Source organism: Rhizobium sp. AAP43, from assembly GCF_001296045.1.
Taxonomy (GTDB): Bacteria; Pseudomonadota; Alphaproteobacteria; order Rhizobiales; family Rhizobiaceae; genus Allorhizobium.
Genome location: NZ_LJHS01000005.1, coordinates 1 through 19,591, shown reverse-complemented (window position 1 = coordinate 19,591; position 19,591 = coordinate 1). Strand labels below are relative to the sequence as shown.

Below are 19,591 nucleotides of genomic sequence, written 5' to 3'. Positions count from 1 at the left end.
GCGCCGGACCCTGGGTTCGGCAAACCGAACGGGTGGCAAGGCAGGATTAGCCTGCCGCAACCGGAAACAGGGCCTGGACCTCTCCGGCATTGCGGCAGCGGACAAGTTGCGGAAGCGTTAGCTCAACGCCGATCTCGCTTTTAATCCGGGTCGAAATGGCCATCAGATGCGAGGGCTTGAGACCCAGCGACAGAAAATCGGTCTTGGCATCCACTTGCCGACCCGGCGGATTGCCAAGCACGCCGAGATAGATATCAAGCACCCGCGCCTCCTTCGGGTCTTGCACGGACCGGGCAGGAGGCACCTCCGACGATGCGGGCGATCCATCCAGCAACGCACGCGCCCGCCGCCGATCAGGCTTGCCATTGGCCGAAAGCGGCAGGTCATCGACAGCTAGAAAACGCGTCGGAATATGCGATTCCGGCAGGTGCCGCCGGGCAAAGGCGCGCAGTTCGGAACCAGCGATCACGGCACCGGGGGCGGCAACATAGAGAACGCCAATCGCCGCGTCTCCCCGTTGCTCATGGCCGTAATCGACCACCAGCACGCGGCGGAAATCGGGGTGGCGGGCCAGCTCGTTTTCAATATCCGGAAGCGAGACGCGGACACCCCGCACCTTCACATAGCCATTGACCCGGCTTGCAAACAGGATTTCGCCATCAGGGCGGAAGCGACCTCGGTCACCCGTGCGGAAGGCGCGAACCTCGGCCCCTGTCTCATCCCGCACGGTGACGAAATCGGTCTGACTGATCACGCCATCTTCCAGATAGCCGATGGCAACATTCGTACCCGCCGTGTGAATCCGGCCGACAACGCCGGTCGGGCAATGCCCGCCCGTCTCATCCAGCAGAAAATAGCGATTTCCCGGCAGCGGATAGCCGTAGGGAATGAGATCGGTGTCCTCTGGCACAATCTCGTGCCAGATACTCCAGATGGTGGTTTCGGTCGGCCCGCCAAGCGAAATCAGGCTGAGCGCCGGGTTAAGTTTGCGAAGGTCGGCAATCACCACCGGCTTGATATAGTCCCCCCCTTGCGCGACCAGACGCAGGGACCGCAATTCGTCGCCGCGCCGGCATGACAACAGCATTTCCAGGATCGCCGGCACCGAGCACCAGAGCGTTACACCATGCTCGGCAACCAGCTGGTTCCAGCGGATCGCATCCTTCTCCTCGCCGGGTGCCGGCAGCACCAGCGTCGCACCTGCCGTCAGGCAGCCAAAGACATCGAAGACGGACATGTCGTGATGCAAGGGGGTAACCGATATGAACACATCCCGGTCGGTAACAGCCCAATTTGAAAGTGTGCTGCCGATGACATTGGCCGTCGCCCGGTTGGCCAGCACCACGCATTTCGGTTTTCCCGTCGTGCCGGACGTGTAGAGATAATAGGCAGGATCGTCGCTAAGAGACAGTTCATCCAGAGGCAGGGCGAGTGTTTGCGCATTGACCGGCGCGTCGCCACCCAGAAGCTCCCTCGGCGATACCGCCGAAAAGCCCTCGGGCACTGCGGTCGCAACAATGAGATCCGGCCGGCAATTCGTCAGAAGGTAACGGAGCCGGTCGTCCGGCGAGCCAGCGTCGATCGGCACCCAGATCGCTCCGAGAAAAGCTGCGGCCAAGGTCACCGCCGTATGCTCGAAACTGCGCCCGAGGGCGATTGCAACGACACTCCCACGCGTCACGCCGCGTATCTTGAGACCTTCCATTGCGCGTGCAACCTCACGGCCGAGTTCCGAGTAGGTCAACCGGCGGGTACCGCAAATCAACGCCGTTTTACCATTCTCTCCATCGAACAGGTGAGATGCGATGCGCTGAAGAAACGGAAGCGTATTGGCATCGCTCTCCGTGCTGTTGCGGTGATAGTGATCGAGGCGCAGGAAATCCTGCGCCGGGAGGTCCAGCCGGTCCAGTGCAACCAGCGCTTCGACGGCCCGGCCGATCGCCTCCAGAATGTCACGCACAATCTCCTCGCCCAGTGCCTCCCGGGCATAATCGATATCGATACGGAGATTGCCGACAGGGTCCAGCGAGAAGCGGATGTCCATCGCCACCTGCGGCGTCTGCGTCAGTCCACTGACCAGCTGGACCGGGTGGTCGGGCGGCAGAACAGGCCAGGACAACCCGTTGGTGATGACAACCGGCAGCGCCACACTGCCAGGATTGTTCGTCATCAGCATCCGGCTCAGATCAACCCCGGAATACGAGAGATGATCCAGCCCTTCGAGCACATCAGCCTGCAGGCGCTCGCATCGTGCGGCAAAAGAACCGGATCGCCGATCCCAATTGACGGCAATGAAGCTGGATCCATTCCGGAAGCCACCGGTGCTTGGCGGAGCTACGGGAATTCCAACGCAAAGGGTGCTGTTCGCCTCCCAATGAGACAGGACCTCCAGGATCAAAGAAGTCAGCATGCTGTTCTTGAACAGCCGTTGCCGCGCGCCGATGCGGCTCAAGCGGGCGAAACGGTCACGCGCGATCGTCAGGCTCTCGCGGCGATAGGAGGATGCCTTGATCGTCTCCAATGGTTTCAGCCATGGCAGCTCCGGTGGTCCGGCATTGCTGGAGAGCTTCGCCGCCCAATACTCCGCATCGGCACTGCGCTTCTCAGCGGGCGCACTCGGCGTATCCGTTTCGCGAGACATCTTGCCCCCTTCGGCAGTAGCCACACCAAAGATCTCGTTTGCCAGAGAGGCAATCGCCCTGCCATCAACGATCAGGGCATCGAAGCGGATAAAAATGATCGCTTCGCCAGCTCCACCCCCCGAACCTTCGGGCAGGCGGAAGGCGACCACCTCCCAAGGTGAGCGGTGTAGATCAAAGTGGTTATGGGCAAAGGCCTCGCGCAGTTTTCCGATATGGTGCAGCGCGTCTTCGGCTGATCGGTCCGTCAGATCAATCAGCTCGAAATTGACCACCTCATCCTCAGAGATCGTCTCGATCAATCGCATCTCATCGATATGTGTCCGCAAGCATGCGTGCTGGCGAACGAGCGCCGCGAGACGAAGCACAAGAGCGTCGAGATCCACCGCGCCACGATATTCCCGAAACTCCTGCATCGGCACGCCGCCAAGCGGAACATGGTCGCTGCGCCCCAGGAGATAAGCCTGCTGCAGCGCATTTAAGCGACGTTCCATGTCCTGTCCTTTCAAAGAATGGAAAGCTTGGGAACACGGCTCGCGTCCTATAAGCCCGAGTTCCGATAAAGGCAGGTCGACAGTGGCAGGCTGCCTCGCCACGCGCCGGACAAGATCGACAAAATCGTTGAACAGTCCGCCGATCCAGTCTTCCGCCAGGGCATCGCGGCGGATGTCCCAATTGATCAAAAGGCCGCCATCCACAGTCGCGACCTGCGCATCTAGCGCAACGTTCGGACCCTGCGAAACGGCCCAGTTCATCGCGCCAAAGATCTGCGACACCCGCTCGGAAAAGAGATCGCCACCGGGCAGGTCGAGCCCGGATGTGAAGACGACCGGCGAGGCCTGCACCGTTCCATCAAGGCGCGAGAGGTCACGCATGACGCTGACACCCGGATAGGCGCTATGGCCAAGGAGATCGATCATTTCGTCACCGAGCCGTTTGGCCAGAGTCGTCAGACTGTCGTCGGCACGGATCTCCACCCGAAGGACAAGAATGTTCGAAAAGTCTCCGACAATGCCCTCGACGCCCGCGATCACCGGCCAGCGTAGGAAACTCGGCACGGACAGACGGAAACGCTCGCTTGCGGTGGCACGCCCCAGCGCATGCGCGAACAAGGCGAGGAAAAGACTGGACGACGTCACACGAAGACGGCGCGCGCACTGCTCAAGCGCTTGCCTTTCTGCGGACGAAAAATGGGCCGCGATCCGCGTACTCTTTGCGTTGCCGTTAGGCGGCATAGGCGTGAGCGGAAGGTGCGGCGCAGGTGGAATACTTGCCAGCCTGTCCTTCCACCACAGACGGTCCGTTTCCCGCTTTTGTTTCAGATCACGATCGGCCTGCACGGCATCGAGCCAGTCGAAAAAATGCGGTCGGTCAGCGAGATCAGGCTTTTCAGGATCGGCATACAGCCGCGCCAGATCTTCCATCACGATGCGGAAGCTTGCGGGATCGATTGCCACCATGTCGGTATCGACATGCAGCCGTCTCGCTCCTTCCGGCAGGAGGCTGAGTCCGAAAGCAGACGACTGCCCCGCCTCAAGGTTGAGGCGGTGATGCGTCCAGCTGTCGCGCTTGGCCTCCAGATGGGCAGCGAGCATGGGCTCTTTCCAGTCGGAAAGGTCTTCGACTTCGAATGTGATTTCAGCTGCTTCGGGCGCAATCGACTGGCGGCCATCCGCATCGACGCGGAGACGCAACATCGGGTGCAATCCGCCAAGGCGCTTGATCGCCAGGGCCAGACGGCCGGGATCAAGGGCGCTGCCATCGAACTCGACATAGAGGTGCGGAACAACTCCACCGAGTATTCCGGGCATCCCTCGTCCGACCCAACTGGCCGCCTGCATCGATGTTAATTCACGCATCTGAACTCACAGCGGTTGACAAAACATGATCAACATACTCAAGTATAAGCGATCGTCAACCACCAGCATAGGAGGTGCTGCATGAGAGCCGGCGCACTCAGGACGAACCACGCCGAATCGGCCTTATCAGTTGATTTAACGAAGAAATTTATATTCACCTCGGGAAACAGGGAGCTGCGCGCGCACGGAATTCGCGAACAGATTTCGGTTCCAGCACGGGGTGGGCACTTGGTCGACAGCCCCTTGCAGCGGGCGTTGACAGAGGCTTTCGAGCGGGCCCATCGCAGTGGACGGGCAAATCCGATCGTCATCGGTGCGATCCCATTCGACGTTAGCGAACCCTCTTGCCTCTACGTGACAGACAACCATGAATGGCACTCACGCGACGCCACGACGCCCCATTTTCCCACCGGCTCCCCCGTTCTGACGGCACAGCGAAGCCTTCCGGATGAGGCCGGGTTCAAGCGTGCCGTCGAGCATGCCATCGTCAATTTCCGCCACAGCGACGTGCGCAAAGTGGTGCTGTCTGTCATGCGGGAACTGAAGTTTTCGACCGACATCGATGTCGACCTGCTTCTGGCCAATCTGAGGGCCCGCAACCGCGAAGGCTACCAGTTCCGCATCGCGACGCCCGATGGCGGCGAACTGGTTGGCGTGAGCCCCGAGCTTCTGATGCGCAAGGAAGGCGACAGGATCGTCTCGAACCCGCTTGCCGGCTCCGCCAAACGTCTGACCGATCCTGAAGCAGACCGCGCCAATGCTGAAAAGCTGGAGGCCTCGGAAAAGGATCATTATGAGCACCGGCTGGTGGTCGACGATATCCGGGCGAGACTTGAACCCTGCTGCGCCGAACTGTCCGTGCCTTCGCGCCCGTCGCTGATCAACACGGCAGCCCTCTGGCACCTGTCGACCCGAATGGAAGGCCGCGTCGCCGACCCCTCGATGAACGCCCTGCAACTCGCCTGCCTGATACATCCCACACCGGCCGTCTGCGGCTTCCCGACCGAGCGGGCCCACCGACTGATCCGCTTCGTCGAGCCCTTCGACCGTGGGCTTTTCACCGGAATGGTCGGCTGGTGCGACGCCGAGGGCAACGGCGAATGGGTCGTGACGATCCGCTGCGGCACGGTGAAGGGCAATACCGTCCAGCTGTTTGCTGGCGCAGGCATCGTCGAGGCTTCGCAGCCCGATTCCGAGTGGGCAGAGGTGCAGACCAAACTCGGCACCATGCTGGCTGCCTGCGGCGTCGAGGCATGATGATCGAGATCGTCGGAAACAAGCCTATGAAAAATACCAGAATAGAATTCACGCCATGGCCAGAGGACGTCGCTGCGCGCTACCGCGAGCGCGGCTATTGGATCGACAGGCCTCTGTCGCGGATCGTGGAAGAACAGGCCAGCCAGCGCCCCGATGCGGTGGCTGTGATCTGCGGCGACCGCAGTGTCACCTACGCACAGCTCGACCGGCTTTCGACAAGCCTTGCAGCAAAGTTTGCCCTAACAGGCCTTGGGCACGGCGACACGGCTCTCGTGCAACTGCCGAACCTTGCCGAGTTCTATATCGTCTATTTCGCCCTGCTGAAGATCGGGGTCGCTCCGGTCAACGCTCTTTACAGCCATCGTCGGCTGGAAATGTCGGCCTATGCCCGCCAGATTGCCCCGCGCCTGCTGGTCGCATCGCGGCGACACGAACTCTTCGCCGACGATCACTTTCTCGATGAACTGAAGACCTTGTCGCCGAACCTCGACACGGTCCTTTTGCTGGATGAGCCCTCGCCTGAAACGGATCTGGCACACTGGATGCAGTCGGACGACGGCCAATCTGTCGAATTCGAGCCAACGCCACCGGGGGACGTGGCCTTCTTCCAGCTATCCGGTGGCAGCACCGGCACTCCGAAACTGATCCCGCGCACCCATAACGACTATGACTATTCCGTTCGGGCCAGCGCGGAGATCTGCAAGCTAACCCCAGACACGCGCTACCTCTGCGCCCTGCCAGCCGCGCATAATTACCCGATGAGCTCGCCAGGCGCGCTTGGTGTCTTTCATGCCGGCGGAACCGTGGTGATGGCGCCCAACCCGGAGCCGCTTGCTTGCTTCGCCCTGATCGAGCGCCATGCCGTCGATATGGTCGCGCTTGTTCCACCCGCCGTTGCCTTGTGGCTACAGGCGGCACCGCCGCACCGCACAGCACTCGCCTCTCTGAAACTTGTCCAGGTGGGCGGCGCAAGTTTTGCCGAGACCCTGGCCCGCCAGGTGCCGGAGGTTCTCGGCTGCGGTTTGCAGCAGGTTTTCGGCATGGCTGAAGGCCTCGTCAACTACACCCGCCTTGACGATCCGGATGAGCGCATCTTCACCACCCAGGGCCGGCCGATCAGTCCGGACGACGAGGTTCTCATCCTCGACGAGGACGGGAGACCTGTGCCCGAGGGCGAACCGGGCCTGCTTGCCACGCGCGGCCCCTACACGTTTCGCGGCTACTACCAAAGCCCCGAGCACAATGCCCGCGTCTTCGACCGCAACGGTTTCTACTCATCCGGTGATGTCGTGCAGCGTACGGCAGACGGTTACCTGAAGGTCGTCGGCCGGGTGAAGGACCAGATCAATCGCGGTGGTGAAAAGGTGGCCGCAGAAGAAGTCGAGGACCTGCTGCTCACCCATGCTGACGTCACGCATGCAGCATTGGTTGCCATGCCGGATGATCTGCTCGGTGAAAAGAGCTGCGCTTTCGTCGTCTCCCATAACCCGAGCCTGAAGGCGCCGGCACTCCGCCAGCATCTGATGCGCCTCGGCGTTGCCGAATACAAACTGCCCGACCGGGTGCGCTTCATCGAAGCCATGCCCCTGACGGCCGTCGGCAAAATCGACAAGAAGCGGTTGCGCGAGCTCCTGGCCCAGACGGCTGGGGCTCCCGCTCTCACACCCGTACTGACCTGAGACAATCCGACAGAGGTGCAAAATGGCCATTCCCGCTATCTCCGACTATCCGATGCCGAAGCCCGAGAGCTTCCCCGCCAACAAGACCGCCTGGAAGCCGGAAGCCGCCCGCTCCGTTCTTCTCATTCACGATATGCAGCGCTATTTCCTCCGCTTCTACGAGGCGGACGGCGGTCTGATGCAGAGCCTCATCGACAACCTCGCCCGCCTGCTGACTTGGGCCCGCGCAAACGGCGTGCCCGTGGTCTACACCGCCCAGCCGCATGAACAGCCGCCGGGCGACCGTGCATTGCTCAACGATATGTGGGGCCCAGGCCTCACCGTCGCCGATCCGACGCTGCAGCAGATCATCGAAGCCCTCGCCCCGCAGCCATCCGATGTGGTGCTGACCAAATGGCGCTACAGCGCCTTCGAGCGCTCGGACCTCGCGGAGCTGATGCGCGGCTGGGGCCGCGATCAGCTCGTGATCGGCGGCGTCTATGCCCATATCGGCTGCATGGTGACGGCCGTCGAAGCCTTCATGAAAGACATCCAGGCCTTCATGGTCGGCGATGCCGTGGCCGATTTTTCCGAGGCCGAACACCGCATGGCCTTGCAATATGTCGCCACCCGTTGCGGTGCCGTAGTCGATACCGCGAGCCTGGCCGGTGCGGCGAAGAAGACCGCAAGCCGCGCCTGGCTGGAAGCCCGCCTGCTGCAACTTGTCGAGGACGGATCTGAAATCGATCCCGACGAGAACCTGATCTTCTACGGCCTCGACTCGCTTCAGGTCATGATGGTTGCGGCCGAACTCAAGCAATTTGACGTGGTCGTCGGCTTCGACGAACTGGCCCGCGTACCGACGCTCAATGGCTGGTGGTCACTGATCCAGGATCGACGGCTCGCGGCCTGATGCAGGAAGAGGCAAAACGCATGCAGGATGGTGACTTTTCCGGCCGTCGGATACTGGTTTCCGGCGCAGCCGGCGGCATAGGCCGGCGCATCGCCGAACGCTTTGCGGAAGCCGGCGCCGAAGTGATCGGCCTCGATCTCGCGCGACCGGAGAACCCGCCGCCCTTCCGTCTTGTCGCCGTTGACATCCGCGACCCGGCAAGCGTCACGGCCACATGCCGTGACCTGCGGGCGGAGGCAGAGGAAATCGATGTCCTGGTCAACGGCGCTGGCGTCTTGCGGCTGGGGCGGACGGAGGAGCTCTCCTGCGAGGACTTTGACGCCTGCATGGAGGTCAATGCCCGTGGTGCCTTCCTTTTGATGCGCGAATGGGTTCCGGCATTCCAGCGCCGAAGGGCGGGAGCGATTGTCAACATTGCCTCCAATGCGGCCCATGTGCCGCGTGTCGGCATGGCGGCCTATTGCGCCTCAAAAGCCGCCCTTGTCAGCCTCAGCCACACGGTCGGCCTCGAGCTTGCGCCCTTTGGCGTCCGCTGCAACATCGTCTCGCCGGGCTCGACCGACACAGCCATGCTGGAAGGCATGATGAACGGCAAGAGCGGCTATGCGCGTCTCGTCGCCGGACAGCCGGATCAGTTCAAGCTCGGCATCCCGCTCGGCAAGATCGCCAGCGCCGACGATATTGCTGATGTCGTACTTTTCCTCGCCTCCGACCGCGCCGGCCATGTCACCCTCCAGGACATCGTCGTCGATGGCGGGGCAACGCTGGCCGCCTGAGGTGAACGCCGGGGAGATAACGACAGGGGCGGTCGCCAGGGGGCGGCCAGCACCTGGGCCACGTGTTGAAACGAGCCCTTGGACTGGCCAACTCCCGATCAGGGAGGTCGGCGATCACGCCGGCGTTGACCTCCCCATTGTTGCGAACACAAAAGGTCCATCGCCGATCAGATGCATCACGGCCACATTCTCTGACAGCATAGCGGACAATCCCTCGCCATTTTTCGCAGACGTGCCGCGACCGGCCATGCTCGACCGGGCGGCGCCCCGGCGGATTGCGGAATACATCGGCGGACGCGCCTGTGCGCGCGAAGCGATCCGGCGCCTGACGGGTGACATCGCCGATTTGCCGGTCGGCCCCGATCGCTCGCCCCGCTGGCCTGGAGGGCTCTGCGGCTCGATCTCTCACTGTGGTCGAAGAGCAATCGCTGTTGCAGGCGAGACGAGCCACTTCATCGGCATCGGGATTGATCTGGAACGATGTCTGTCGAATGCCGAAGCCCGCGATATTGCCGATCTGGTCACAAGCGATAAGGAACGTCAGCGCCTGGGCACAAGACTGGATGCGCTCACCCTGTCTTTAATCTTTTCAGCCAAGGAGAGCCTGTTCAAAGCCTTGTCATCGCAAACAGGCCCCATCCCCTTCTTCCAGTCTTTCCAGGTCTCGGAGATCGAGCACAGCAACATGCGTCTGTCCCTCATCCCGGACACCTTGCCGGGACAACACTGCGAGACCGAGTTTACGGTCGGTCTCGCCGAACTGGGTGAGCTGTTCGCCACATTCGCCTTGCTTGCAAAACCGTGACGTCAGCCGCCGATCATGGACCGGAAGCGGGAGAGCTCGACCTCGGAAACCCCGACATTGTGGCTGGACGCCGGATACGCCCCGCTATCGACATCCTCGCGGAACTCGCGAAAGGCCGCGATGCGATCCTGCTGCAGGCGATCGAACTCGGCGGCAAAGTTACGATAGGTCTTTGCATGGCGCGGAACGTGTCCGCGGTTCTGTCCGAGCACGTCGTCAGCAAACAGATATTGCGCGTCACAGCCGGCACCGGCCCCCATAGAGATCATGAAGAGTGAGGTATGGGCGCTGATCAGTGCGGCAATATCAGCTGGAACAACCTCGATTTCAGCGGCAAAAGCACCCGCCTCCTCCAGCGCCTTGACTGCGTTCCAGATCGTCAGCGCACTCTCCGCCGTCTTGCCAACAGCACGGAAACCGCCGGTCCAGGTGGCCTTGGACGGGATCAGTCCGACATGGCTGCAGACCGGAATTCCCTCGTCACGCAGCCTCCGAATGATCCCAAGGCTGGCCGCACAATAGACGGCGTCTCCACCGGCACGCATCGCCTGAAAGGCAGCGCGCAGATACTCTTCTGCCGTAACGAAATCACCATATTCGAGGCCCGGCACGGCAAAGACATTGGGTGCCGCCTCGCGGAAGGCAGGTCCCAGAAGGGACGGTGGCACAGACACCATTTCAATGCCGGCCTTGTCGGCGGCGTCTGCCTCGTCGAGCGTGACGACACGCAGCATGCTCAACTGCCGCTTGCCCTTGAGCGCCAGAATGTCAGCAACGGTGGGACGGTTGGATTTCATCGGTTCATCCTTCGGCGCCGAGCGCTCACAATAGAGATTTCAATTTGGTCGCGGGATCGGCAAGTGTTGCGGGATCCGGTTTTGTGCCCTTCCCGATCAGCATTTCCGCCAGCCGGATATCGCGTGCCACAGCACCGCCAGGCCCAAGTCCGCTCGCGGCCAACAGCTGGCCGTCAGCCCCGAGATGGAAGAGGATCTCGGCTTCCGCGGTGAGCGGTCGAACGATCTCCTGTATGGCGCCATCCGCAAGACCGGCCACTTGCAGGGTCAGGTCGTATTGGTCGGACCAGAACCACGGCACGTTTTTGAACACCTCATCATGTCCGAGCATGTTGGCCGCCGCCACAGCCCCCTGGTCCTGCGCATTGCGCCAGGATTCGAGCCTGACCCGTCTGCCTGCATAGGCATGAACGGGAAACGAGCAGCAGTCGCCGGCGGCGAAGATATCAGGATCACTGGTCCTCAGATGCTGATCGACGGCAATGCCATTCTCGATGGTAAGCCGGGCGTCGGATGCAAGGGCCGTGTTCGGCTGCGCGCCGATACCAACGACAAGGGCATCCGCCTCGACAGTCCGGCCGTTGCCAAGAGCGATGGTGACCGCGTTTTCGTCCGATCGAATTCCCTCGACGGGCACCCCGCAGATCAGCACCACCCCTTCAGCCACATGCCGCGCCTGCAGCTTGAGGGCCAGGACTTCCGGCACGCCGCGGATCAGGACACGGGGCTGTACCTCGATCAGCGTTATCTCTGTTCCAAGCTTGCGGCCCATCGCTGCCAGTTCGAGGCCGATGAAGCCACCGCCGAGAATGGCGACATGCCGCCCCGGCTGCATATGGCAACGGATCGCCTCGGCATGCTCGACGGTACGCAGCACGTGGATGCGCTTGCTCGAAGGGACGCCCGGGAGTTGACGCGGCGCAGCACCTGTCGCCAGTAGCAGCCGCTCGTAGGGTAGAAACTCCCCGCGTTCGAGCGCCAAATGGTGCTCCGATGGCTGCAGCGCCGTAACCCGCAGCCCGCGTCGAAAGGCTATCCCGGCCTCAGCAAAACGGTCATCTGCGGCGATCGCGCGAACGCTCCCGGATGACGCATCTGGGCCAACCTTCGATAAGGGTGGGCGTTCATAGGGCAGATGCGGCTCCTCGCCGATCAGCGTGACAGAACCCTGATAGCCCTGTTCCCGCAGCGCAAATGCCGCCCGGACGCCGGCCTCTCCCGCGCCCACGATCACCATGCCTCGATCGACCATATCAGCCAACCTGGATCAGGACGCGCCCGCCATCCACTTTGACCGGATAGGTCTTCAGGTTGATGCAGACGGGCGCTCCCTTGGCTTCGCCGGTCTTGTAATTAAAGCGGCCATTGTGTTTTGGACACTCGATGATGTCGTCCATGACCAGACCATCGGCCAGATGCACATGCTCATGCGTGCAATGGCCATCGGTCGCATGGAAACTGTCTTCCGGGCTGCGATAAATGGCAAAGCTCTTGCCATCGTGATCGAAGCGGATCACATCCTCTTCGTCGATCTCGTCCTTGTCGCAGACGTCGATCCAGGTGCTCATCGGGTTCTCCTCCCCATTATTGTCTATGTGGTCGCTCTGGTGGTTTATTCAGCAGCCGGCGCCATGGCTTCGTTGTGAAAGTCTTCGCGGTAGGGCTTTGCCGTTGGCGGAAGATCGCGCTTGAGGAAGTAGTCCTCGTTGCGCAGCTGGCGCAGGAAGGCCGGTATCATTTCGCGATACCCATGCAGGATCGAGGGGTTTGCCGCCGGCATGTCGTCCTTGATCATCGCATGCAGTTTCGGCAGTGCATGATAGGGCACCATCGGAAACATGTGGTGTTCCACATGGTAGTTCATGTTCCAGTAGATGAAGCGGCTGATCGGGTTCATGTAGACGGTGCGGCTGTTCAGCCGGTGGTCGATGACATTGTCGGCGAGGCCGCCATGCTGCAAAAGGCCGGTCATCACATGGTGCCATGCCCCGTAAAGCCTTGGCAGACCAATCAGCATCAACGGCAGAATAGACCCCATGGCAACGGCAAGAGCAGTCGTTACGACATAGATGGCAAGCCAGATTCGCGCGGTGCGGATCGCCTTCGGTTGCTCGGTTTCAGGAACGAACGTCTTTTCTTCTGCACTGATCACGCCGAAGGCGTTGCGCACCATGTCGACCATGGCATGCCAGGCATCGAGCAGGCCAAAGAAGTTCAGGATCAGCCGGACAAGGTCCGGCGGTCGCATCACGGCAATCTCGGGATCACGGCCGACAATCACGGTGTCTGTATGGTGGCGGGTATGGCTCCAGCGCCAGGTCACCGGATTGCGCATGATCATGAAGCACGCAATCTGGTAGACGACTGCGTTCATCCACATCGTCTTGAAAGCTGTGCCATGACTGCACTCGTGCCAGCGACTATCCGAGGCAGAACCGTAAAGAACACCGTAGGCGAGGAAGAAGGGAATCGCCCAGAGGCTGCCCCAGAAATAGATGCCGAAACCGGCAAAGACCACCATCGACCCAAGCCAGATCGCCGTGTCACGAATGGCCGGGCCATCTTCCCGCTTCATCAATTCCTTCATCTGCTTGCGTGGTACGTCGGTATGATACCACTCCGCCGCCGACAAGCCGCTGGCCACTGCCGCCTGGGCATCCTTGCCCAGCAGACTATAGTCCCGCTTTGTCGCAATCCTCGCCATGCTATCCTCCTGCTCCTCCGGGAACCGGTCCCGCGTCCATTTGACGGTAAGCAAAGGATGACCACTCTTTTTTAGGAGCTCAATAGGGCCGTGATATATTCTATCAAAACCTATCATTTATAATGAGAATTGTGATAGACAACCTCACAAAGAGGGAATGATCATGGGAACGAGACCAACCATTGCGGATCTTGCCAGGGCGGCCAATGTCAGCGTTGCGACGGTGGACCGCGTATTGAACGGGCGACACAAGGTTCGCGAAGATACGGCCCGACGAGTCTATCAGGCAGCCAGCGATATCGGTTTTCATGCGGTGAGCCTGCTGCGTCAGCGCATCTTCGAAGGCCAGCCACAATATCGCCTGGGCTTCGTCCTGCAGAAGCCGGATCAACCCTTTTACCAGGCCTTCGCTCGCGAACTGGAGGCCGCAGTTGAAAATTTCACCGACATCAGAGGCATCGCACAGATTGAGTACGCCTCCAGCCAGACTCCAGCCGAACGTTCCGAGAAGCTGAAGGATGTCGGCGCTCGATGCCACGCAGTCGCCATGGTGTCCCCGGACTATCCTGCGATCACAGCGGTGGTGGAAGACCTGAAGTCGAGAAATATCCCGGTCTTCTCGCTTCTGTCAGATTTCGCCTCAGGCGTACGCGAGGGTTATGTAGGGGTAAACAACCGCAAGGCTGGCCGAACAGCCGCCTGGATGATTACCAAGGCAGCAAAGCGCCCCGGCAAAGTGGCGATCTTCGTTGGCAGCCATCGCTTCAACGGCCACGAACTCCGGGAAATCGGTTTCCGGTCCTTCTTCCGCGAATGCGCCCCGGAATTTGAAGTGCTCGATAGTTTCGTGAACCTCGATACCGGTGAAATTACCCACGAAGCGACAATCGATCTCATACAGCGACATCCCGACCTCGTAGGTTTTTACGTCGCTGGCGGCGGCATGGAAGGGGCAATCTCGGCCCTGAGAGAAGAAAACGCAGCCGGCAAATATGTCGTCGCCGTCAATGAGCTGACACCCGACTCGAGGGCAGCCCTCGCGGACGACATCATCACCGTCGCGATCCACACACCTCTGCAGCATCTCTGCCGCGAACTCATCCGTGTAATGGTCGCCGCAATCGAAAATGGACCCGCCTCGGTCCCAGGCCAGACCTTCCTGCCGTTTGAAATGTACGTTCCAGAAAATATCTGATCTAGAATGATAAAATCACATCATCAACATCTGCAAAATCTCTCATGAATGAGAGAGAATGATGTCAGTTCGACTTTGACGATGGCCCGGAAAACTGATGACCTTCTGTCGAGAGGCGGGAGGAGACACTCCGCCTGGAAAGACATCATCCTGGGAGACATTCATGGCGGCACCCACCTTCGCGCTCAACCATATGGTTGCGCCTTCGCTTCCCTTCGCAGATCTGGTCAAGGCCGGCGCCGCGATTGGCATCCATCACTTCGAAATCCGCAATGACCTTGCTGGGAACGCCATTCTCGACGGAACTGCGCCCGAAGCCATTCGCGCGGAAGCCGCAACTGCCAACGCGGAAATCATCTCCATCAATGCCCTGCAGCGCTTCAATGAATGGACGCCGGAACGGGAAGCCGAAGCCAGAGAGCTCGCCGCCTATGCGGCGGCTTGCGGCGCCAAGGCGCTCGTTCTCGTGCCCCTCAACGACGGCAGCGGACAGGCTGATGGCGAACGCCAGGCTAACCTGCGCACGGCCCTGAAGGCCCTCACACCCATCCTCGAACAAGCAGGACTGATCGGCCTCGTCGAGCCCCTCGGCTTCAACATCTGTTCCCTGCGCTCCAAGAAAGAGGCCGCAGAGGCAATCACTGCCGTCTCCGGCAGCGGTCGCTTCAAGCTGGTGCACGACACGTTCCACCATGTTCTTGCGGGCGAACCGGAACTCTTCCCGGAGATCACCGGCCTTGTGCACATTTCCGGCGTGGACGACGCAGGCGTCAGCATCGACGATATGCGGGACCCGCACCGTGTCATGGTCACGGAGCATGACAGGCTCGACAATGTCGGCCAGATCCGCAGCCTTCTGGCTGCAGGCTATTCCGGACCGTTTTCCTTCGAGCCCTTCGCAGAAGATGCCGCCCGCGATGCTGATCCGGCGACATCCGCACGTGAAAGCATCGATTTCATCCTGCAGAAGCTTGGCTAAGCGCTGCGCAGAAAATCACGTTGACACACCGTTAAAATGGAATAAATATTCCACATACTCGAATATGGGTCTGTTTATTCCATGCGCCTTTGGGAGAAGGGCGTATCGAGATCGCCTCACCGGAAAGATGAGGCTCCGGGAATTGTCGGGTGAACCGGACACCCAAAGTGGAGGAGAGAAACATGAAAAAGCTTATTCTCGGCACGACGATCGCGCTGATGACGTCGGTATCGGCCTATGCCGGCGACATCGGCGTCTCGATGGCGAATTCGGATACCTTCCTGACGGTGCTTCGCAAGGGCATCGAAAAATCGGCAGCCGATGCGAGCCAGCCGGTTCAGATTGAAATTGCAGACGACGACGTTCAAAAGCAGCTGTCGCAGATCCAGAACTTCATCGCAGCCAAGGTCGATGCGATCATCGTCAACGCCGTCGACACTTCGGCAACCGCGCCGATGACCAAGCTCGCCAATGACGCCGGCATTCCGATCGTCTATGTCAACCGTCAGCCGGCCGACGTCGATGCACTGGGCCCGAAGGGCGCTTTCGTCGCATCGAACGAAGTGGATTCCGGTACGCTGGAAACCAAGGAAGTCTGCCGTATCCTCGGCGGCAAGGGCGACATCTTGGTCATGGTCGGCGACCTCGCCAACCAGGCAGCCGTCCAGCGCACCAAGGACATCCACGACGTGATCGCCACGCCTGAATGCTCCGGCATGAAGATCCTTGATGAGCAGACTGCCGTTTGGGATCCGGTCAAGGCACAAGACCTGATGACCAACTGGATCGCTGCAGGCCACAAGCCGGCTGCCGTCATCGCCAACAATGACAATATGGCCATCGGTGCGATCAACGCCATGAAGGCTGCTGGCTGGAGCATGGATGACGTGGTCGTCGCCGGCATCGACGCCACCCAGGAAGCGCTTGCCTACATGAAGGCCGGCGACCTCGACGTCACCGTCTTCCAGGATGCCTTCGGCCAGGGCGCCGGCGCCGTGGACGCGGCCATGAAGCTCGCCAAGGGCGAAAAAGTCGAAGCCAAGGTCTGGATTCCGTTCCAGCTGGTGACACCGGCAAACATGGACCAGTTCGTCACCAAGAACTGATCGACGCCAATCTGGTCCGCCGCCATGGAGGTGACGGCGGACCAGTCTTTCCGGGGAGGAGTATACTCATGGTGCGATCACAGGCGATCAGCCCGCAGACCATGCTGGCCGTCAGACAGAGCGGCGCAGTTCCACAGAGCGAATACCTGCTCGAGGTCAGCGATGTCCGCAAGGAGTTTCCCGGCGTCGTCGCTCTCGACGATGTGCAGTTGAAGCTTCGCCGCGGCACGGTGCATGCCCTGATGGGCGAAAATGGCGCTGGCAAGTCGACGCTGATGAAGATCCTCGCCGGGATCTACACGCCGGACAGCGGCAGTTTCCGCCTGCGCGGCGCCGAAATCCGCCTCAAGAACCCGCTCGATGCCCTGCAGAATGGTATTGCGATGATCCATCAGGAATTGAACCTGATGTCTCCCATGACCGTCTCGGAAAACATCTGGATCGGGCGCGAACCGATCGGCCGTTTTGGCCTTATCGATCATGCCGAGATGAACCGTCGCACGGAAGCCCTGTTTGCCCGTCTCGACATCGACATCGACCCGGAGATCAAGGTCGGCACGCTCAGCGTTGCCAGCCGCCAGATGGTCGAGATCGCCAAAGCCGTATCCTTCGATTCCGACGTCCTGATCATGGACGAACCGACTTCTGCCCTGACCGACAAGGAAGTGAACCATCTCTTCCGCATCATTCGCGCCCTGCGCGAAGAGGGTAAGGGCATCATCTACATCACCCACAAGATGAACGAACTCTTCGAGATTGCCGACGAGTTCTCCGTCTTCCGCGACGGCAAGTACATTGCCACCTGCAATTCCGCAGACGTCACCCGCGACGACATCATCCGCATGATGGTTGGTCGCGAAATTACGCAGATGTTCCCCAAGGAACCGGCGCAGATTGGCGAGGTCGTGCTCTCTGCAAAAGGGCTGACGCTGAACGGCGTCTTCCACGACGTGTCCTTCGATGTGCGCGCTGGCGAAATTCTCGGTTTTGCAGGCCTCGTCGGCTCGGGACGTTCGAATGTTGCCGAAACCATCTTTGGTGTGACGCCGGCAGACGCAGGAACGATCGAGCTTTTCGGCAAACAGGTGAATGTGTCCTCGCCATCCATCGCCATGAGCCACGGCATGGCTTTCCTTACGGAAGACCGCAAGGAAACAGGCTGTTTTCTGCTGCTCGACATCCAGGAAAATGCCCAGATGGCAGTGCTGCAGCAGCGCTATGTCAATCTCGGTTTTGTTCAGCAGGAAAAGCTGCGCAAGGCAGCATCGGACATGGCCGGACGCCTGCGGGTGCGCACGCCGGACATGCGCGAGCCGATCATCAACCTGTCGGGTGGCAACCAGCAGAAAGTGCTGATCTGCCGCTGGCTGATGACCAATCCGAAGATACTCATTCTCGACGAACCCACCCGCGGCATCGATGTCGGCGCGAAGGCCGAGATTCACCGACTGATCTCGCAACTGGCGGGCCAGGGCGTGGCCATCATCATGATCTCGTCTGAAATGCCGGAGGTTCTCGGCATGAGCGACCGGATCGTCGTGCTGCATGAAGGAAGGGTCACCGGCATCCTGGACAGAGCCGAGGCCGACCAAGTGAAAATTATGGAGCTGGCGTCGCGCTGACGACACAGCCGGGAGGAAATCATGTCAGATGCCATCAATGAACTGGGCGAGACGTCCAAGACGGGCTTGAAGAAGGTTCGACGCCTGCCCCCTGAATTCTCGATCCTCGCCGTGCTGATCGGCATCGCGCTGGTCTTCGAAGTGCTCGGCTGGTACCTTGTGGGCGAGAGCTTTCTTGCCAACAAGCAGCGTCTGTCGATCATCGTCCTGCAGGTCGCTGTCACCGGCATTATTGCAGTCGGCGTGACCCAGGTGATCATCACCGGCGGCGTCGACCTCTCCTCAGGGTCCATGGTTGGCTTCATCGCGATGGTGGCGGCGAGCTTCGCCCAGACATCGCTCAACGCCCGTGCCGTGTTCCTGCAACCCGAATATGCCGCCTTCGGCCTCAGCTGGTTCATTGATTCCAGTCCGATCTGGCCCTTGCTGGTCGGATTGCTGCTGGGTGGCTTCCTTGGTTACCTGAATGGCCTCCTCATCGCCAAGACTGGCATTCCGCCCTTTATCGCCACCCTCGGCATGATGGTGTCCGTCCGCGGCCTGGCAAAATGGTACACCGAAGGCCAGCCGGTCGCACTGCTCAACGAAAACTTCGCCTGGCTCGGACAAAGTTTCGACCTCTGGGGCTTCCCCGTTCCACGAACGGTCATCGTCTTCTTTGTCGTCGCCACGATCTTCCACATTGCCTTGTCTTACACCCGCTACGGCAAGTTCACCTATGCGATCGGTGCCAACAGCCAGGCCGCACGGGTTTCGGGCATCGATATCGGCAAGCACCTGATCAAGGTCTATGCTGTCGCTGGCCTGTTGTCCGGCCTTGCAGGCGTCATGCTTGCCGCCCGCGCCCAGTCCGGCCAGCCAAACATGGGCATCTCCTTCGAACTGGATGCGATCGCGGCGGCCGTGATCGGGGGCACCTCGCTTTCCGGCGGCATTGGCCGGATCACCGGGACGGTCATCGGCACCATCATTCTCGGTGTCGTCACCTCGGGCTTCACCTTCCTCAAGGTTGGCGCCTACTATCAGGAAATCGTCAAGGGCGCGATCATCGTGGCGGCCGTCGTCATTGACGTCTACCGCCAACGCAAGAAATCACGCGCCTGACAAACCTCCCCAGGCGCTGAGGCGACGCAGGTTCGGCGGGCCTGCGTCGCCTCTCCTCTTCATGCAGCCAGACAATATGACGTTGATGTCAGGGACCTATCGAGAGATGACCATGAAGCCTTATGTTTTGACCGTATCCTGCAAGTCCACCCGCGGCATTGTCGCGGCGATCTCCGG

The 19,591-nt window shown here is 60.6% G+C and carries 15 protein-coding genes; 10 read left to right on the top strand and 5 right to left on the bottom strand.

Annotation, left to right across the window (positions count from 1 at the left end; translation table 11 throughout):
* Positions 1-46: 46 nt before the first annotated feature.
* Positions 47-4,450 carry an amino acid adenylation domain-containing protein gene (locus IP76_RS03660; RefSeq protein WP_306765459.1) on the bottom strand — a complete coding sequence of 1,468 codons (4,404 nt, stop codon included), beginning with the start codon at positions 4,448-4,450 and terminating at the stop codon, positions 47-49.
* A 129-nt stretch (positions 4,451-4,579) separates the two neighbouring features.
* On the opposite strand from IP76_RS03660, the gene IP76_RS03655 reads away from it, so the two are divergent.
* From IP76_RS03655 to IP76_RS23055, 5 genes are all read left to right on the top strand, one after another.
* Positions 4,580-5,755, top strand: a complete 1,176-nt coding sequence (locus IP76_RS03655; protein ID WP_054156840.1) for an isochorismate synthase MenF — start codon at positions 4,580-4,582, stop codon at positions 5,753-5,755.
* A gap of 26 nt (positions 5,756-5,781) precedes the next feature.
* Positions 5,782-7,434 carry a (2,3-dihydroxybenzoyl)adenylate synthase gene (locus tag IP76_RS03650; RefSeq protein WP_054157359.1) on the top strand — a complete coding sequence of 551 codons (1,653 nt, stop codon included), beginning with the start codon at positions 5,782-5,784 and terminating at the stop codon, positions 7,432-7,434.
* A 22-nt stretch (positions 7,435-7,456) separates the two neighbouring features.
* Positions 7,457-8,326 (top strand): isochorismatase, encoded by an 870-nt coding sequence (locus IP76_RS03645; RefSeq protein WP_054156839.1) that lies wholly within the window; start codon positions 7,457-7,459, stop codon positions 8,324-8,326.
* A 20-nt stretch (positions 8,327-8,346) separates the two neighbouring features.
* Positions 8,347-9,102, top strand: coding sequence for a 2,3-dihydro-2,3-dihydroxybenzoate dehydrogenase (dhbA, locus tag IP76_RS03640; protein ID WP_054157358.1), 756 nt, complete (start codon positions 8,347-8,349; stop codon positions 9,100-9,102).
* A gap of 247 nt (positions 9,103-9,349) precedes the next feature.
* The gene (locus IP76_RS23055) at positions 9,350-9,907 is read left to right on the top strand and encodes a 4'-phosphopantetheinyl transferase superfamily protein (RefSeq protein WP_054156838.1); all 558 of its coding nucleotides are present in this window, start codon (positions 9,350-9,352) and stop codon (positions 9,905-9,907) included.
* A 2-nt stretch (positions 9,908-9,909) separates the two neighbouring features.
* On the opposite strand, the gene IP76_RS03630 is transcribed toward IP76_RS23055, so the two are convergent.
* Genes IP76_RS03630 through IP76_RS03615 form a run of 4 tightly spaced genes read right to left on the bottom strand, consistent with a single transcriptional unit; the run spans position 9,910 to position 13,408 of the window.
* On the bottom strand, positions 9,910-10,704 hold the full coding sequence (locus IP76_RS03630) for a 3-methyl-2-oxobutanoate hydroxymethyltransferase (RefSeq protein ID WP_054156837.1): 795 nt from the start codon (positions 10,702-10,704) through the stop codon (positions 9,910-9,912).
* Positions 10,705-10,729: 25 nt separating this feature from the next.
* Positions 10,730-11,956 (bottom strand): NAD(P)/FAD-dependent oxidoreductase, encoded by a 1,227-nt coding sequence (locus IP76_RS03625; protein WP_054156836.1) that lies wholly within the window; start codon positions 11,954-11,956, stop codon positions 10,730-10,732.
* Position 11,957: 1 nt separating this feature from the next.
* Entirely contained in the window at positions 11,958-12,272 is a 315-nt protein-coding gene (locus IP76_RS03620; protein ID WP_054156835.1) for a MocE family 2Fe-2S type ferredoxin, read from the bottom strand.
* A 44-nt stretch (positions 12,273-12,316) separates the two neighbouring features.
* On the bottom strand, positions 12,317-13,408 hold the full coding sequence (locus IP76_RS03615) for a fatty acid desaturase family protein (RefSeq protein ID WP_054156834.1): 1,092 nt from the start codon (positions 13,406-13,408) through the stop codon (positions 12,317-12,319).
* Positions 13,409-13,571: 163 nt separating this feature from the next.
* On the opposite strand from IP76_RS03615, the gene IP76_RS03610 reads away from it, so the two are divergent.
* The 5 genes from IP76_RS03610 (at position 13,572) to IP76_RS03590 (ending at position 19,414) form a co-directional block, all read left to right on the top strand.
* A complete protein-coding gene (locus tag IP76_RS03610) occupies positions 13,572-14,603 on the top strand; it encodes a LacI family DNA-binding transcriptional regulator (protein WP_054157357.1) in 1,032 nt (343 codons plus the stop codon).
* Between the two features lie 163 nt (positions 14,604-14,766).
* Positions 14,767-15,582 carry a TIM barrel protein gene (locus IP76_RS03605; protein ID WP_054156833.1) on the top strand — a complete coding sequence of 272 codons (816 nt, stop codon included), beginning with the start codon at positions 14,767-14,769 and terminating at the stop codon, positions 15,580-15,582.
* Between the two features lie 182 nt (positions 15,583-15,764).
* On the top strand, positions 15,765-16,688 hold the full coding sequence (locus tag IP76_RS03600) for a sugar ABC transporter substrate-binding protein (RefSeq protein ID WP_054156832.1): 924 nt from the start codon (positions 15,765-15,767) through the stop codon (positions 16,686-16,688).
* A 68-nt stretch (positions 16,689-16,756) separates the two neighbouring features.
* A complete protein-coding gene (locus IP76_RS03595) occupies positions 16,757-18,310 on the top strand; it encodes a sugar ABC transporter ATP-binding protein (protein ID WP_054156831.1) in 1,554 nt (517 codons plus the stop codon).
* A gap of 21 nt (positions 18,311-18,331) precedes the next feature.
* Positions 18,332-19,414, top strand: coding sequence for an ABC transporter permease (locus tag IP76_RS03590; RefSeq protein WP_054156830.1), 1,083 nt, complete (start codon positions 18,332-18,334; stop codon positions 19,412-19,414).
* Positions 19,415-19,591 lie beyond the last annotated feature (177 nt).